Source organism: Foetidibacter luteolus (assembly GCF_009650435.1).
GTDB lineage: Bacteria > Bacteroidota > Bacteroidia > Chitinophagales > Chitinophagaceae > Foetidibacter > Foetidibacter luteolus.
The window spans coordinates 42,407-58,315 of the sequence record NZ_VVIP01000069.1; the positions used below are offsets into that span (position 1 = coordinate 42,407).

The 15,909-nt window shown below is 46.9% G+C and carries 15 protein-coding genes; 3 read left to right on the plus strand and 12 right to left on the minus strand.

The window, feature by feature from the left end:
• The first annotated feature begins 170 nt into the window (after positions 1–170).
• Positions 171–779, plus strand: a complete 609-nt coding sequence (locus F0364_RS22900; protein ID WP_153800151.1) for a dihydrofolate reductase family protein — start codon at positions 171–173, stop codon at positions 777–779.
• 185 nt (positions 780–964) lie between these two features.
• On the opposite strand, the gene F0364_RS22905 is transcribed toward F0364_RS22900, so the two are convergent.
• From F0364_RS22905 to F0364_RS22920, 4 genes are all read right to left on the minus strand, one after another.
• On the minus strand, positions 965–2,146 hold the full coding sequence (locus tag F0364_RS22905) for a DUF3179 domain-containing (seleno)protein (RefSeq protein WP_153800152.1): 1,182 nt from the start codon (positions 2,144–2,146) through the stop codon (positions 965–967).
• An 87-nt stretch (positions 2,147–2,233) separates the two neighbouring features.
• Positions 2,234–3,304, minus strand: a complete 1,071-nt coding sequence (locus F0364_RS22910; RefSeq protein ID WP_153800153.1) for an ABC transporter substrate-binding protein — start codon at positions 3,302–3,304, stop codon at positions 2,234–2,236.
• 279 nt (positions 3,305–3,583) lie between these two features.
• Complete coding sequence (locus F0364_RS22915) at positions 3,584–4,324, minus strand: ABC transporter ATP-binding protein (protein ID WP_207632836.1); 741 nt, start codon at positions 4,322–4,324, stop codon at positions 3,584–3,586.
• Positions 4,314–5,126 carry an ABC transporter permease gene (locus F0364_RS22920; RefSeq protein WP_153800155.1) on the minus strand — a complete coding sequence of 271 codons (813 nt, stop codon included), beginning with the start codon at positions 5,124–5,126 and terminating at the stop codon, positions 4,314–4,316. Before F0364_RS22920 ends, F0364_RS22915 begins: the two co-directional genes overlap by 11 nt.
• 169 nt (positions 5,127–5,295) lie before the next feature.
• On the opposite strand from F0364_RS22920, the gene F0364_RS22925 reads away from it, so the two are divergent.
• Together F0364_RS22925 and F0364_RS22930 are read left to right on the plus strand one after the other, a co-directional pair.
• Positions 5,296–6,174, plus strand: a complete 879-nt coding sequence (locus tag F0364_RS22925; RefSeq protein WP_153800156.1) for a NotI family restriction endonuclease — start codon at positions 5,296–5,298, stop codon at positions 6,172–6,174.
• Positions 6,171–7,064 carry a DNA adenine methylase gene (locus F0364_RS22930; protein ID WP_207632837.1) on the plus strand — a complete coding sequence of 298 codons (894 nt, stop codon included), beginning with the start codon at positions 6,171–6,173 and terminating at the stop codon, positions 7,062–7,064. Before F0364_RS22925 ends, F0364_RS22930 begins: the two co-directional genes overlap by 4 nt.
• 312 nt (positions 7,065–7,376) lie before the next feature.
• Here F0364_RS22930 and F0364_RS22935 read toward each other — a convergent pair whose 3' ends face one another.
• From F0364_RS22935 to F0364_RS29040, 8 genes are all read right to left on the minus strand, one after another.
• Positions 7,377–7,742, minus strand: coding sequence for a hypothetical protein (locus tag F0364_RS22935; RefSeq protein ID WP_153800157.1), 366 nt, complete (start codon positions 7,740–7,742; stop codon positions 7,377–7,379).
• Between the two features lie 66 nt (positions 7,743–7,808).
• Positions 7,809–9,110: a RagB/SusD family nutrient uptake outer membrane protein gene (locus tag F0364_RS22940; protein ID WP_153800158.1), complete on the minus strand. Its 1,302-nt coding sequence runs from the start codon at positions 9,108–9,110 to the stop codon at positions 7,809–7,811.
• An 11-nt stretch (positions 9,111–9,121) separates the two neighbouring features.
• Positions 9,122–12,073: a SusC/RagA family TonB-linked outer membrane protein gene (locus F0364_RS22945; protein ID WP_153800159.1), complete on the minus strand. Its 2,952-nt coding sequence runs from the start codon at positions 12,071–12,073 to the stop codon at positions 9,122–9,124.
• 314 nt (positions 12,074–12,387) lie between these two features.
• Complete coding sequence (locus F0364_RS22950; RefSeq protein WP_153800160.1) at positions 12,388–12,954, minus strand: carboxymuconolactone decarboxylase family protein; 567 nt, start codon at positions 12,952–12,954, stop codon at positions 12,388–12,390.
• A gap of 47 nt (positions 12,955–13,001) precedes the next feature.
• Positions 13,002–14,066, minus strand: coding sequence for a cobalamin-independent methionine synthase II family protein (locus tag F0364_RS22955; protein ID WP_153800161.1), 1,065 nt, complete (start codon positions 14,064–14,066; stop codon positions 13,002–13,004).
• 47 nt (positions 14,067–14,113) lie between these two features.
• Positions 14,114–14,668 carry a carboxymuconolactone decarboxylase family protein gene (locus F0364_RS22960; RefSeq protein WP_153800162.1) on the minus strand — a complete coding sequence of 185 codons (555 nt, stop codon included), beginning with the start codon at positions 14,666–14,668 and terminating at the stop codon, positions 14,114–14,116.
• A 209-nt stretch (positions 14,669–14,877) separates the two neighbouring features.
• On the minus strand, positions 14,878–15,429 hold the full coding sequence (locus F0364_RS22965; protein ID WP_153800163.1) for a carboxymuconolactone decarboxylase family protein: 552 nt from the start codon (positions 15,427–15,429) through the stop codon (positions 14,878–14,880).
• 71 nt (positions 15,430–15,500) lie between these two features.
• Positions 15,501–15,909 (minus strand): hypothetical protein (locus tag F0364_RS29040; RefSeq protein WP_207632838.1); only part of this gene is annotated, 409 nt, incomplete at its 5' end.

The following is a 15,909-nucleotide window of genomic DNA, read 5'->3' on the forward strand; positions in this document are numbered from 1 at the left end:
CTTGCAAATTGACGGACGCAATAGAATAGCATCAGACCTCATCCATTGTCGCATTCAGCCGCTAACATTGTCACATTTACACTGGAGCAGCAAGGCCTTTCCTGGCGAAATTTGTACAATAACAATAGAATTTTAAAAACTTCAAAAAAGTAAAACGGAGGCAAACCAATATGAGAAAAATAGTTGTTTTATCGATGATCACATTGGATGGGGTTATACAGGCGCCCGGTGGGCCTAAGGAAGATACATCCGGAGGTTTTAAATATGGCGGCTGGGTGGCGCCGTATGGCGACAAACTTTACAACAAGGTAGTACAGCAGGAGATGAAACCTGCAGACTATCTTTTGGGACGAACAACCTTTGAAATCTGGGCCCCCTATTGGCCTGAACATGGGGACGTATGGCCGGCTGTTAACGAGGGTACCAAATACGTGTTCTCCAAAAGCATGAAAAAATCTGACCCGCTGATTGCCGGCTGGAAAAACTCGGCAGTGATAAAAAACCTGGCCGCTATCAAAAAACTAAAAAACTCTAACGGCCTTGATCTTCACGTTTGGGGCAGCAGCGGGCTTGTTCAGTTGCTGCTTAAGAATGACCTTGTAGACGAACTAAGGCTTAAAATTCATCCTTTGACGTTGGGTAAGGGCAAAAAGCTTTTTGACAAGGGAACTATTCCTGCCGCGTTTACTTTAGCAAAGAGTATGGTTACAACAACCGGAGTTATTATCGTTCATTACCAACGGGCCGGAAAAGTTAAGACAGGCGCCATCGGCTCCTAAGAAGAAATAACTTTTTTGTTCCCCATAACAGCAGCCTGCTGCACCACGGGTGAGGGATTGAAGCGGCTACCCCGCTGAAGCCTTGTGTGTGGGCTTTGCGGCGGAGTAATAGCGGAAAGCCCGACCCCTTGCGCAGCTTGGGGGCACCCCCAATTGGCTTTAACTTTCATCTCATCAACACAACATCACTCCTTTTTTAACGTACCGGGATGAAATTGCTGCCAGGAATGCCAGAACTCCTGGTAGGCCTGTATGGGCTGCAACTGCTTACCCTGCAAAGGGCCGCTGGTACATGTGCCCTGCAGGCTCCAGGTAGATGCCGTGTTATCCGTAAGGCTGTCAACACCTGCCTGCTTGCTAAAACGCAGCGACTGGCCATCTACTATGCGGCTGAATACATGAAAAGAAGCTGTGTCTTTTTCCAGTGCTATTACCAGGGGCAGGCCGGGCAAAGTGTCCTGTATCAATTCTGTTTTTACCAACTCATTCCAGTCGTAAGCCTTGGCGGTGTTGTTGTGTACCACACCCACCACCCACGATTTAAATTGCCAGGAGCCGGAATCTCTTTTCTCCAGGCTGCTTTCAATAGTGCCTTTGTCAAAACCGGCCAGGTCTTCGTAGTCTTTTTTATATACGGTATCCGGCTGCATTACTGTGGATTGCGGGTACTGCTTTAACCATGCCGCCCAGGTTAGCTGCTGAGATGGTATTTCCGGCAACTGCTGCCCTTTTAATTTACCTGCAATAGCCTGGCCGGTGGCCTGCCGCCACCAGCTTTTGGTGGTAGCATCTTCAAACATGGCATTAAAATGGTCCATGCCCACCAGCCTGAAGGTTTCAGGCTTTCCGTTAACCGTTGGGCTAAACACCCTGCCCGTTCTGCATACAGTACAATAGGTTACCATAACCGGTGTATTGCCAACAGTATCACGCACCTGGTGGTGATAACCGATAATTTGTATGGGATATGCCTTGGCCTGGCCGTTAATGGCCACGCCTATCACCAGTTTGTCGCCGGCTATAGTTGTATCCGCGGCGCCGGCAAAATGCTTGTGACCGGGCTGGTAAAACATTTTGTCTGCCTCAAACCTGTAGTTGAATTTAAAGAACACAAAACCGTAAAACAACAGCAGCAGTGTGGCTACTACCTTTTTCCATTTCGCTGAATGCCTGAACAAATGCAGCAGGCCTGGTATCATCATCGCTATGGCCAGCAGGCGTACCCATACAATATTATTGGCTATCCAGTAAGCGCCATCAATGGTATTGGCCTTTTGGCTGCCGGGAAAAGGCATGATAAAATAAATGCGCAGTATTTCAATGGCAAACAACAGTATAAATCCTGCAAAGAATAAAAATTTTTTCATGTTGACAGGTTTGTCTTATTAAGTTTGAGTGTAGCTGAATTATAACCGGCAAAAGGCAATACTATATTGCACAATCTGTGCTGATAATCATTTACGCACAGGTTCCGGTATTTTAGATTTATCAATAGGCGCCGGTGTTATTACAGGCGGTACAAAGTCACGGTCTATCAATTCGCTCATGGGTATTTTCTTTTTCAGCAGCCCCATCTGCAACCCAATATCCTGTATGCGCTGCAGGTCAATATCAGTAGGCGTAAGCTGCACATAGCTCACCCGCCGGGGATTGGAGGTTAATACAAAATTCAGCACTTTTTCATCCTGGCGGTAGTAAGGTGCGGCCAGTTTTGCGGCTTCGGCCCTATGTGTTTCGGCCCATGCGCCAGACTGTGCAATGCCCCGCACCAGGTCTGCAACCACTTCCCTGTTTTCCTTTATCAAATCTTCATGCACTACCAATGCGCAGGATATAAAATTGGGCCATATATCCCTTGCGTAATACAGCACACGGCCCGTGCCATCCAGTTCGGCCTTGGCGCAAAAAGGCTCTCCTACAAAATAGCCGTCAATAGCGCCGGATGCCAGCGAGGTAGGCATATCCGGTGGCGGCAGTATCACAAAGTTGATGTCGCCCGGCTGCATGCCGTAGTCGCCCATCAGTTTATTCATTACAAAATGCTGGTTGCTGTAGGGGCTGGGTATGGCCACCGTTTTCCCTTTAAGGTCGGTAAGGCTTCTCACTTTGCTGTTTTTGGCCACCACAATCTCCGATCCATCCCTGTGGCCCAGGTAGCATATTTTTACAGGCACGCCCTGCTCACGCAGCTTCATGGCCAACGGTACTATCATAAATGTAGCCTGCACCTGTTTGGCCTGCAATGCGCTTACCACTGTTGGAAAATCTGTAAAAACCCTTGAATTAAAGTTGGTACTAGACCTTGTTGTTTTAGATGCAAAATCTGTTACCGGGCATGTTAAGTGGCAGGTTACCGGCAGGTAGCCCACCGTTAAAGACCGCTCCGCTTTTTTGTTAGCGCCCTCGTGTATAATATCCCGGGCATCAGCCGGGCCATCAGTTTTCCAGGGCTGGTAACGCAACAGGCCCAGTGTTGTAATGATAACCACAATGCCCGCAATAAGCTTTGCTATAGTTAGTTTCATAAAGAATTTTTTATAGGCAACCCAAATGCCAGGTTGAATATTGTCATGCTGAGTTTATCGAAGCATTGTCGAAACCAGTTATGCAAGCCGCCTTTTTACCAAACCGCCTTCGACAGGCTCGGGCTGACAGCCTAAGGGTTCTAATTTTTATGGGCCCGGCAGGAGTAGTACTATTAAGCATCGTTGCGTCGCACTCTTGTACGCCACCGCTTTACTGAACAACAAACCTGCATCCCGCAATATTGCAAACGTGGCAATTCAGCATTCGTCAACCCTACTTTATAATGCCGCATGTGCATTTAACCCCAGCTCCTGCAAAATAAGTTTCATAGCATGTATCACCGCGTCATCGGCCAATTCCCTAGGCTTGGGCGCTTCAATCTTAAATTCACGGCAAATGGTGGCCGGCCTGTTGGATAATACCAGCACCCTGTCTGCCAGTTGTGCCGCCTCTTCAATATCATGCGTAACAAACACTACGGTACGCGGCCTATTTTCCAGCAGCCGCACCAGTTCTGCACGCATTCTTAACCGGGTTTGATAATCCAGTGCTGAGAAAGGTTCATCCATCAGCAATATATCTGAATCGCCGGCCAGCACCCTTGCCAGCTCCACCCTTTGCTTCATACCGCCGGATAGCTGGTGCGGGTAGTGCTTTTCAAAGCCCTGCAGGTATATCAGCTCCAGCAAAGCTGCCAGTTCCTGGTTACGCCGGGTTTTGTCCTGCTCATCCCTTAAGCCCATCAATATGTTTTCAGAAACAGTCAGCCAGGGAAAAAGCCCATCGTACTGGTAAACGGTACGGATAACGCCTTCCCGCTCCACCTTTCCCGATACCGGCAGAACATGGCCGGAGAGCAGGTTAAGCAGCGTTGTTTTGCCGCAGCCCGAAGGCCCCACCAGCACCACAAACTCACCCGGCTGTACTACCAGGTTAAGGTTGCGCAGCACAGCCAGCCCGCTATAGTCATGCGAAACTTTTTCCAGCGTTAACCTGCTTGCAAACGGTTTATCTTTCATAGCCCCAGCGAACATTAGGAAGTTTAGATAACTGCGCCAGCAGGCGGTCCATTGCCATGCCCAGCACACCAATAATAATCATATAACAAACAGCCGAATCAAGGCGCAGGCCATTGCGTGCCTCCCATATACCGTAACCCAGCCCATCCTGGCAGCCTACCATTTCCGCCGCTACTATTACTACCCACGCTATGCCATAACTTACACGCAAGGCCGTTATTACCTGCGGCAGCACTGCCGGCAAGGTTACTTTGTTCAGCAATTCACTGCCTTTGTAATGGTAATCTTTCGCTACGCGAAAGTATATTTTGGGTATCGTGGAAACGGCTGACATGGTAGCCAGCACCAACGGAAAAAAGGTTGCCATAAATATCAGGAAGATGGCCGGCTTATCCCCTATATGAAACCAGAGGATGGCAAACGGTATCCAGGCAAGCGGCGACAGGAACCGGAAGAAATTAAGTACCGGCACAAATGCCTGCCTGCCGGCAAGATGTTGCCCCAGCCACAAACCCAAAGGAATACCCAAAACTGCCGACAGAACGAACCCTACCACCACACGCCACAAAGAAGCAATGATATCGTTTACCATGCGGCCGGCGGTAAATTCTTCTTTAAAACTTTTTGCCACGGCCAACGGCGAGGGCAATGAATAAGCCGGAAATAAATTGAAATAACTTACAGCCCACCACAATAAAAACAAAGCTACTACCACCCCTGCGGGAAGCAGTAGCGCTGCACTACCATTACGCTTTTGCGGTGCAACTGCCTTTAGCAGAGAATTGGGCTGGTTTTCCTTCATCAACGTATGTATTTTCTTACAGCCAAATTAAAACTTATAACCGGCATGGTGAAATTACCGGGCAGTTATGCTGTTAGTGGCTATTACACTCGACCAGCTTGCGAACTTATACCATTACTTCCGTGACACAAAAAAGACGGACAATATTTACTATTTTTGATGAATGAGTATGGACAAAAAAAATTTACAACCTTTAGGCGAAGTTTTCGGATTTCCTATTGAAAACCAAAGCGATAGAGCCAATCGGTATCGGGACAATAAATTATGTCCATATAATAACATTGTTTCAAATTGTACTAAAAACAGCATTGAATTTCCTTTAGGAGTTTGTAGCTTAAACTACAAAGGCAAACAGGTAATTATTTGCCCTATAAGATTTCGTGAAGATTGGACAATTATTAGCGATGCCGCAAACTTCATTTTTGATGGAAAAGCGACATGGACACACGTAGGTGAGGTGCGGCTTAAAGACAAACATAGTAAATCAGCAGGAAATATTGACTATGTTTTAGTTTCGTATGACGACAAAGGCAGAGTTTTAGATTTTGGTTCGCTTGAAGTTCAAGCAGTTTACATATCAGGAAATTTGACAGGGCCTTTCACAACTTATTTGGAGAACCCGACACCAGACTTTAGTTGGACACCAGCTTTTAAATTTCCCAAGCCTGATTATCTTTCTTCGTCACGGAAAAGACTTATTCCTCAAATAATTGCCAAAGGCTCAATCTTGAAGCAATGGAACAAAAAGCAAGTTGTTGCATTACAAACGGGCTTCTACAATACATTGCCAGCACTTCCCGAATTTGACAAAGCAGAATCTGATTTTGCTTTCTTTCTCTACGACCTTGTTCATCACAAAAAAACTAAAGTTCTTTCGCTTAAACTTCAACGAGTAGTGTACACCAAATTCGCAAGCGCCTTAGAACATATCGCAAAATTTGAAGCAGGTTCTATCAACCAGTTCACAGAAATACTACAGAAGAAACTTGATGCTAAAAGAGCAGGCACTTCTGACATTGAAAATATTGAAAACATAGTTGTAGAATGAAAAATCAAATGACTATGTTCGACTTAGGCGAACAGTCCATCGGGCAAGCTATTATAAATGTTGCGTCAGTACCGCAACGTAGCCCTTTTCGTTATCCAGGCGGAAAAACATGGCTAATCCCAACTGTTAGACAATGGCTAAAACAAGAAAACAAAATTGTACAAGAATTAATTGAACCTTTTGCTGGCGGTGGTATTGTAAGCTTGACTGCTGCATTTGAAAAAATGGCTGAAAAAATTACAATGGTTGAAATGGACGAAGAAATTGCAGCGGTTTGGGAAGTTATTCTAAATGGCAAAAATAAGTGGCTTGCAGACAAAATCTATTCTTACAATTTGACACATGCAAACGTAAAAGCTGAATTAGAAAACCCAAACAAAGAACTCCAAGACATTGCATTTTGTACTATTTTAAAAAACAGGGTTTTTCATGGAGGTATTCTTGCTAAGGGTTCGGGCATGATTAAAAATGGCGAAAACGGAAAAGGAATTGCTTCACGCTGGTATCCTAAAACTTTGCGTGACAGAATACTTGCGATTAACTATGTAAAAGATAAAATCAATTTCATATTGGGGGATGCATTTGAAGTTTTAGAACATAACTTAAAGAATACCAGTGCTTACTTTTTTATCGACCCACCGTACACCATTGCAGGTAAACGGCTTTATACATACTTTGACATTGACCACGAAAGACTTTTTGAATTGACTTCGCAGCTCAAAGGGAAATTCATGTTGACATATGACGACACGCCAGAGATACGACAACTTGCTGACAAATATCATTTGCATTACAGAACCATTCCAATGAAGACAACTCTTCATTTTGAGAAGAACGAAATCATCATCTCTGACAACTTTTCATGGTGGTCAGATAGCAACAGCCTCTAGTAAGGCTGTTGGCATTATGTGCAATTGGTTGCTTTACAAAAGCATAAGCTACCTTGCGGGAAAAGCTGAATAGCGTATCCCACCGTACAAGAGTGCGACGCAAGTAAAGCCTCATAATAGCTCCTACTGCCGGGTACATAAAAAGCGTTTGCCATGCAAGGGCTAAACTCCCCTTCAGGGGATGGGGCACCTCCTGCCGGGCCTATAAAAATGTCTTACCCAGGCTAACAGCATGGGCAGCATTTAAAAACATGGCCTGCCGCTGTGCAGCAACAGGCCACATCTTAAGTTCTTAAGCACATTAACGCATTGCTACAAAGGGGTAGGATCTGCCAGGTGTGGTTTTACGGCAGCCTGTATTTCGTTCTTAAGGCCTTCCAGGAATTTATTGGTCTCTTCCTGAGATTCTGCCTCGCCGCCAGCTTTTCTTACAGCATTGAGGATATAACCCTGCGTTTTTGCAATAACATTCAGCAATGCCTGGTTATCAACAATCTGCTTTTGATTATCAATTATGCTGGATTGGTTGCCGGCAATAACAGCCTGGTTGCTTTTAATTTCCTCCTGGTTTTTAAGAATGCCTTCCTGGTTGCTGATAATGGTTGACTGATTTTTTAGAATGGCTTCCTGGTTTTCCAGGATGGACTTTTGATTGTCAAGCGTTGCTTCATCTGACATAGTAACCTCCTTTATTTTTTAATGTTAGGAAATAAATTTAATGCAAAAAAAAGCGTGTTCCTATGCCTAATTCTCACTAACCGGTAAGGGAAATTTTGTCCAGGTATCATCTGCCGGCCTGTCAAGCGGCAGTTGGTTTAACCGGTTGTAGCGGCGCATATCAATCCAGCGGTGCCCTTCGTAAAACAGTGAGTAACGGCGCTGCTTAAGCATTTCCGTAATTAACGCCGCCTGCGTTACGGCCCCGGCATAGTCATTTAGCTTATGGCCTTTCCTGATAACATTAATGGCTGTAACCGCATCTGCCAGGTTGTTTTTTTGAATATTAGCTTCTGCATATATCAGTATCAGCTCTTCGTTACGGATGATGGGCATACTACCCGTGGCAGATGTGTATACCCAAACATCCCTGTTGCTGCTTAACCCGTTGAGAGAGGCATTGGCATTGCGTAAAGTGGCTTTGCCAATCCTGTCGTCACCAGCTTCAATATCCGCAGCGTAAGAAGGATGCGCCACCCTTACTTCACCGGTTTGATTCTGCGGTATGAAGGCCGGGTTAAGCTGGTCCCCGGATCCGGTGCTGAATACATGGTTAACACCTGTTGCAAATGCACCATCCAGGCTAAAGAAGGAAGCATTAAGCGAGGCCAATGCTTCATCCCACTGCTGGCGGTACACCGCCACCCTTGCAGCCAGTGCACGGTTTACTTTCAGCAAACCGCCGGCATCGCTAAAGCCGGCAAAACCAGCCAATGGAAACGCCACGGAAGCACCCGACAAGTCTGCTTTGGCTTCATCAAGCAAAGCCGCAATGGCGGCTAAGGCATCGTTTCTGTTAACGATGGGGCCAAGGTTATCAGGGTCTGCAACGTCTATCCTGATGCCATTGGAGTCTGTAAGGTTAAGGTTGAGCAATAACTGGTAGGCTTTAATTGTTTTTGCAAAACCAGCATAGCCAGCCTTTTCCGCAGCCGTAATAAGGGATGAATTATTGACTGCCTGCAGCAGGATATTACAATTTTTCACTACCCTGTACCTTGATGCCCACGGATTGGTAATATAGAAATTGCTGTTGCTGAGGCCGCCTTCGTTAGCGCCCAATAAATCGGTTACATACCTTGGCTCCGAGCCGGAAAAACGGTAACCTTCCCGGCCGATGGTACCTACATCATCCAGGTAGAGCGCAATATTGTTGCGCATGCCTGATTCGGCGCCGCTTACCAGGTTGTTTAATTCGCTTTTGGTAGCATTGTTTAAAAACTGCTCCACGGTGGGGCTGTTAAGGTTGCCGTAATCTTTTTTGCAGGAAGACAAAAGCAATATGTTAGCAAGCAGCACAGTGAAAAATATATGAATTACTTTTTTCATGTTTGTAGTTTTTAAAAATCAAATGACAGGTGAAAGTCTGCACGCTTGGTTGCGGGATACGGTAATACATCCACACCAGTTGAAAAACCTGTTCCAAAGTTGGATACCTCAGGATCGTAGGATTTGTATTTGGTAATGGTAAGATAATTGTTGAGCGATATACCTACCCTTATACCTTTTACAAAGTTTACAGGCATTTTGGGGATGGAATAATACAACCCTATTTCACGAAGGCGCAGGTAACTGGCATCTTTTACAAACTGGTCTGCGGTTGTACCTACCTGCATAATACGGTAAATGCCATCGGGTACGCCCAGCTTGTTGGTTACCTGGTCAAAGTCGGCACTGGTGCCGCCAAAATCATTTTGTAAAGAAGTAAGGTTAACATTCTGGCCGCCTTTTTTCCAATGCATTAAAAAGCGAAGGCTCAGCCTGTTCCTGAAAGTAATCTCATTGTAAGTACTCATCTGGAAGCGTGGTTCGGCATCGCCCAGCACACCTACGCCCATGCCGTTAAGGCCAACAATCTGCGTGGCAGGCTTACCCTGCTCAACCTGGAATGAACCCAGCACATACCCGAATGAGCCTTGCGGTATGGGTGGTATTACGAATCTTGTTACCAGCGACCGGTTGCGCCAGAAGTTAACAGAACTGTTCCAGCTAATTGTTCTTGACTGGATGATCCTGGCGTTAACCCCAATTTCAATGCCCCTGTTGCGCAGGTCTCCCGCATTAAGCCATTTTGTTGAGAAGCCAGAAGAAGCGGGCAGGCTGCCAAGCATCAAAAAGTCGTTGATTTTTTTAGTGTAGTAAGTAAACTCAAACCCAATCCGGCCTTTTAGTACACTAAAATCCAGGCCCGCTTCAAATTCTTTCTGGCGTTCCGGCCTTATAGAAGGGTCGCCTTTCTGAATATTGATAATAGAACCCGGGTAGCCGGCAATGTTAGATACCACTGCCGAAGTAAACTTACTGCCATAGGCGGGTACGTTGGTGGCTTCGCCATAAGCTGCCCTCAGCTTCAGGTTGTCAAAGAAGCTGTTTTGCAAAAAGCCCATCCTGGTAAGGTTCCATGATACGGCAGCTTTTGGATAAGCATAGTACTTTTTAACATCGCCATTATTGCTGGAGCGGTCAAACCGCATACCGGCAGTTAAGGTAACAGCATCAGCAATAGTGGCTTCTTCCTGCACAAAAATGCCATCGTTCTGGTATTTGGTCCTGAACTGCGTAGCAGTTAAGGAGCCCGCCTGGTCTACGTTAGATTGACCGGAAATAATTTGTGTAGCCACGTTAAGCAGGTTGTTGTAATCGCCTCTTTCCTGCGTAATACCGGCTGAAGTAGTAAGGGATAATTTATCAGAGGGCGTAAAAGCATTTACCAGGGAGAGTATATAGTTTGTGTTAAGGTTTTTGGTAAAGCCTTGTATGGATGTACCCTTGTTAACCGCCTGGAACTGCAGCGTACCGGGGAACAGCGCATTGGTTTGCAGGTTGTAAAAATCAACGCCGCCTTTGCCAATAAACCTGGTATTGCTCTTGCTGCCCTTTTGCAGGGTAATATCTATGTTAGCGCCAGTGATAAAGCGGTTAACAGATTCATTGTTCCGCATCAACGCGATGGTTTGAAGCGGGTTGGAAGCAGCAAAATTATTGTTGGGATAGTTACCGTCCTTATCCGGGTGAAGCTCTGCAAACGAAGGTGTGGAAGACAGGGCGATGCCCAGCGACACACCGGCATTATCGTTGCCGGAAAGCCCCCTGTCTGCAGATGAGTTGATGTAGTTGGAACTTATCCCTATCTTGATATTGTCATTTATCCTGTGGTCAACATTCAGCCTTACGGATGTATTGCTGTAGCCGGTGTTTTTTACAATACCGTTTTCTTTTTTGCTGGAAACAGAAAAGTAAAAACCAGTTTTCTCTCCACCACCGCTCATGCTCAATATGGTATTCCTGGCAAAGCCGGTATTACCGTAAATTTCTTTCTCATAGTCATAAATACGGCCTGCTGATTGTGCATCAATAAACTGTTGCTTCAGGGCCTCGCTGGTAGCCGGGTCTGAGGAAAGGCTGGCAGCCCTGTCTGCAGTAAACTCTCTAACACCAAGCAGCTTCCTGGCACGTATCTGCCCCAGGTCCTGCGAAACAGTAATGCTTGTTTTGCCCTGCCGGCCTTTTTTAGTGGTAATGATAATAACACCTGCAGAGGCTTTGGAACCATAGATTGCCGCAGCGGAAGCTCCCTTCAGTATCTCTATGTTTTCAATGTCTTCCGCACGTATATCAGAAACACGGCTGGAGGGGTTATCCTGGTTAGAGGTGGCTGCACCGCCGGATGCAGCAACAGTAACCGCATTTAGACCAGCGGAGGTAGCCGTATTATCTATAAACACGCCATCCACTACATACAATGGTTGCGTATTGCCATATACAGATGTAACGCCACGCAGTTTTACAGAACTGCCGCCACCCGGCGCACCTGAATTGGAGTTGATAAACGCACCCGGAATTTTACCTGACAGGGCACCATCCAGCGTTTGTGCCGGCGCTATGCCCGATAATTGTTTGCTGGATATGGTGGCCACGGTATTGGCCAGGTTTCTTCGCTTTACGCTGGTGGCAAGGCCTGTAACCACCACTTCATCCAGCCGGGCCGCGTCTTCTTCCAGCTTAATGTCAAGGGCAGCAGTACCGGCTTCCAGCGAAATATTTTGAGATTTGTAGCCTGTGGCATTCACTGTAATGCCAGTGGCGCCTGCCGGCACCGTTAAAGTAAATTTTCCGTCAGCATCTGAAATAGTGCCGAGGTTAGACTGTTTTACCATAATAGTTACACCGGCAACAGGGCCGCCGGTAGCATCGGTAATTTTGCCGGTAATAACCCTGCTTTGGGCAAGTAATGCCAGTGGCATAACCAGCAGCCATAGCAGGCACATTACAATTGGCTTGCATTTTCTCATACAGCAAGTTGTTTGGTTAATAAAAAGGGTAAAAAAATTGTTAATGAACTATCGTTTTCAAATGTGTATGTTACTGTCGTTAAACTTTATGCAGTTAACTTCATTCTCCTCGTAATTCTTAGCCCCGTAAAGCTGTTACAGCAATTTTATGGGGCCGACGCCCCATCCCCTGAAGGGGAGTATTTTTATGGGCCCGGCAGTAGGCTACTAATTAAGCTTTACTTGCGTCGCACTCTTCTGCGGCTGGATTCGCTATGGAGCTTTTCCCGCAGTATAGCCTTGTTTCTGTTGCCTCCGGCAACTGATAAACAGCCTTACACTGCTACCGGCGCAGGCTGCGTGTACACATGGCTGCCATAGCCTTTCTCGGCTATCTGTTTTGCCCTTGCGGGGTAGGTGGAAAGGTCTTTGGGTGTGTTGGCAGCAAGGCCATCCACATACCTGTTAAACATGCAGAACAGTGCCGTTATCAGTACGGTATCGTGTATATCTTTATCCGTAGCGCCTTCGCTTTTTGCGAATGCTACATCTTCTGCTGTTACATACTTACCGCCTTTTTGTGCATGCCCGGCTATGTTCAGTAACGCTTTCAGCTTTGCCGGAATATTGGCCTGCGTATAATCGTTTCTTACCTGGTCAACGGTGGCCCTGTCGCCATCCAGGTAGCAAACAGCTATTTCCCCGTGGGAGTGGTGGCAGTAAAAACAATCGTTGAGGTAAGAAACATAAGTAGCTATCAGTTCACGCTCGGCCATGGAAAGGCCTTCGTTGCTGCGCAGCAACAGGTCTGCAAGTTCACCAATAGGGGCCGCTGTTGAAGGGCTAAAAGCCAGCAGGGCACGTATGCCGGGCAGGTCTTCGTTTACTTTGATATGTGGCATAATCGTTATTTCTCTAAGTAATTGTTTCAAAAACGTTTCTATTGAGCTTATTTGCCCAGCTTTTCTTCTGCCAGCCTGGTACCATCTATACGGGCTTTGATTTTGGCAAACGCAATATCCCTTGCAGTAGAAGTATCATCGGCAAAGGGTGAAAACCCACAGTCGTCGGTGGTTCCAAACTGGCTTACAGGTATGTATTCCAAAGCTTCCAGTATAGTATCCCTTATTTCTTCCGGCGTTTCTATGCGAGGGTTAAGCACATCCGTAACGCCCAGGAAAATGGTTTGCCCGGGTGCAAGGCTTTCTTTGATGGATGCCAGTACAGATAGCTTATCTTTTTCCCCGGCATACTCCAGGTAAAAACTCCCTGCCTTCAATTGGAACAACAGTGGTAAAAGGCCGGCATAAGGTATGTCTGCACTGTGCGTGGAGTCATGGTCCCCACCAGGACAGGTGTGTACACCAATTCGTTTTCTTTCCTCTGGATTAAAGCGTTCCAGCACCAGGTTGTTCAGGTCTATAAAAGATTTGAGCAATCCACCCGAAGGGTCAAGCTTCAGCGATAAACGGGCTTCGGTAAAGTCTACCTGTACATTATATGCGCCGTTGGTTAAGCTCTTCCTGATGTCCGCTTCCGCTTCGTTCAGCAGGTCTTCTGTAAACTGCTGCCGGGTATAGCCTTCAATACCTTCCGCCGGGTACAGCAGGCTGATAGCCGAAACTGAAATAACCGCCTGCTTAACCGGAAGACTTGTAAGTGTTTTTGCTTTTTGCAGGTAGCTGCCCGCATAAGCCTGGTACCTGAACGGGCCGGCAGTTAGCTTAGGTAACTGGCGGGTATGGCCATCCGCAAAAGGAATAACAACGCCGTTGGGGTTAAGGTGTGGATACCCCGCTATAGGATAAGTGGCAAAGCTTGGCTTAGTTTGCTCTCCATCTGTTATTACCGGCGAGCCGGTAGCTTCAAAACGCCGGATGGTATCAACAAGTGCCGCGTTGAACAAGGCATCCAGCTCTTTGTCTTTGATATCGCCTGCCGCATGCGCCTGCATGCCCTGGATTAATTCAACCGGCCGGGGAATGCTGCCTACAGGTTCTGTTTGAATAGTCATAAGGAGTACTTTTAAATTTGTTTAAATGGTTTTGGTTATGATGCTATTTACTTGCTCAGGTCAAAATCCACGTAACCTTCCGCGGCACGGGACGGGGCCCGGTTTACATAAAATTGCCTGTCTTGCGGAGCCCAGGTGGCCAGGCCATCCACGTAACGGTTATACATGCAAAAGGCCGCGGCAATCAATACGGTATCGTGTATTTCTTTATCGGTAGCACCGGCCGTTTTGGCTGCTTCAATTTGCTCCGCAGTAACATGTTTACCGCTTTTTTGCACGCTTGCCGCAATGGGCAACAATGCTTTCATTTTGTCAGACAATTTATCGGCCTGCAGAAAATCGCGTTTAATGCCGTCAATTTGTTCTATGTTACAATCAAGGTAATGACCAGCCAAAGCCCCATGCACATTCTGGCAAAAGAAACAATCGTTCAGGTAAGAAACATACGTGCCGATAAACTCCCTTTCTCCACGGGAAAGACTGTTGTTATCGTCCCGCAGCAGCACTTCGGCCAGTGCATTTAAAGGCTTTGCGGTGGCAGGGCTGTAAAGCATTGGCCCGCGAATACCGGGCAGGTCGTTTTGTAAATCTATGTGTGCCATTTTTGTTGTTTATATTTTTATTAAAAGTTAATACCAGGAATAAGGCTGCCGGGTTGAGCCTGTCGAAACCGGCTTCGACAGGCCTTCGACAGGCTCAGGCTGACAAACCTGGTTAAGAATTTTAATTGCGCCTCACCCCAACCCCTCTCCGCCCGGAGAGGGGCAGGAAGCCGTTGGCTTTATTGTGCTTTCAATCATTTTTATTACTGTCAGCTTGCAACCGGCGTTGGCAATACATAACCTTTCTCCGTCATGCGCTTGCCCATTTCTTTATAAGCCTCAGGATCTGTGGGTGTAAAGCTGGCCAGCCCATCCACATACCTGTTGAACATGGAGAAGGTGGCAGCTATCAACACAGTATCGTGCAGCTCCCGGTCAGTAGCGCCGAGCAGTTTAGCAGCGTCAATATCCTGCTGGGTTACCTCTTTGCCCAGCACCTGTACTTTGCCTGCAATGTTGAGCAATGCTTTCAGTTTATCGCTGATGTGCGCAGTAGTTACGTCTGCCAGTACTTCGTCAACAAGGTTGGCTTCATCGCCGTACAAACACCTTGCCGCAGCAGCATGGCTGTTACGGCAGAACATGCAGTTGTTGCGGTGCGAAACGTAAGTAGCAATGAGTTCCCTTTCTGCTTCGGAAAGGGTTGACTCACCACGTAATAATACCTGGGCCAGTTCGTACAGGTGTTTACCTGTTTCGGGCCTGAACATTACAAGGCTTCTTATACCGGGTACGCCTTCTAAAACTTCTATATGTGCCATATCGGTTATTTTATGGTTTGTTGTTAAAATGTTTGAGGCCTCACCCCAACCCCTCTCCGCCCGGAGAGGGGCTAAAGAAGGAATGGAGAACCAGTTGAAACTAACACCCCCCTGAAAGCGTCGCCCATTTCTTCTCCGCCCGGAGAGGGGCTAAGAAGGAATGGAGAACCAGTTGAAACTAACACGCTCCTGCAAGCGTCACCCATTTCTTCCCCGCCCGGAGAGGGGCTAAAGAAGGAATGGAGAACCAGTTGAAACCAACACCCTCCTGCAAGCGTCACCCATTTCTTCTCCGCCCGGAGAGGGGCTAAAGAAGGAATGGAGAACCAGTTGAAACTAACCCCTCCTGCAAGCGTCACCCATTTCTTCTCCGCCCGGAGAGGGGCTAAGGACGAAATGCCCATGTCTTCGCTTTGCGTGAGGGATTGAAGCGGATACCCCGGTGAGGCCATCGCAGCCTTGCCTTGTGCCGGAGTATGA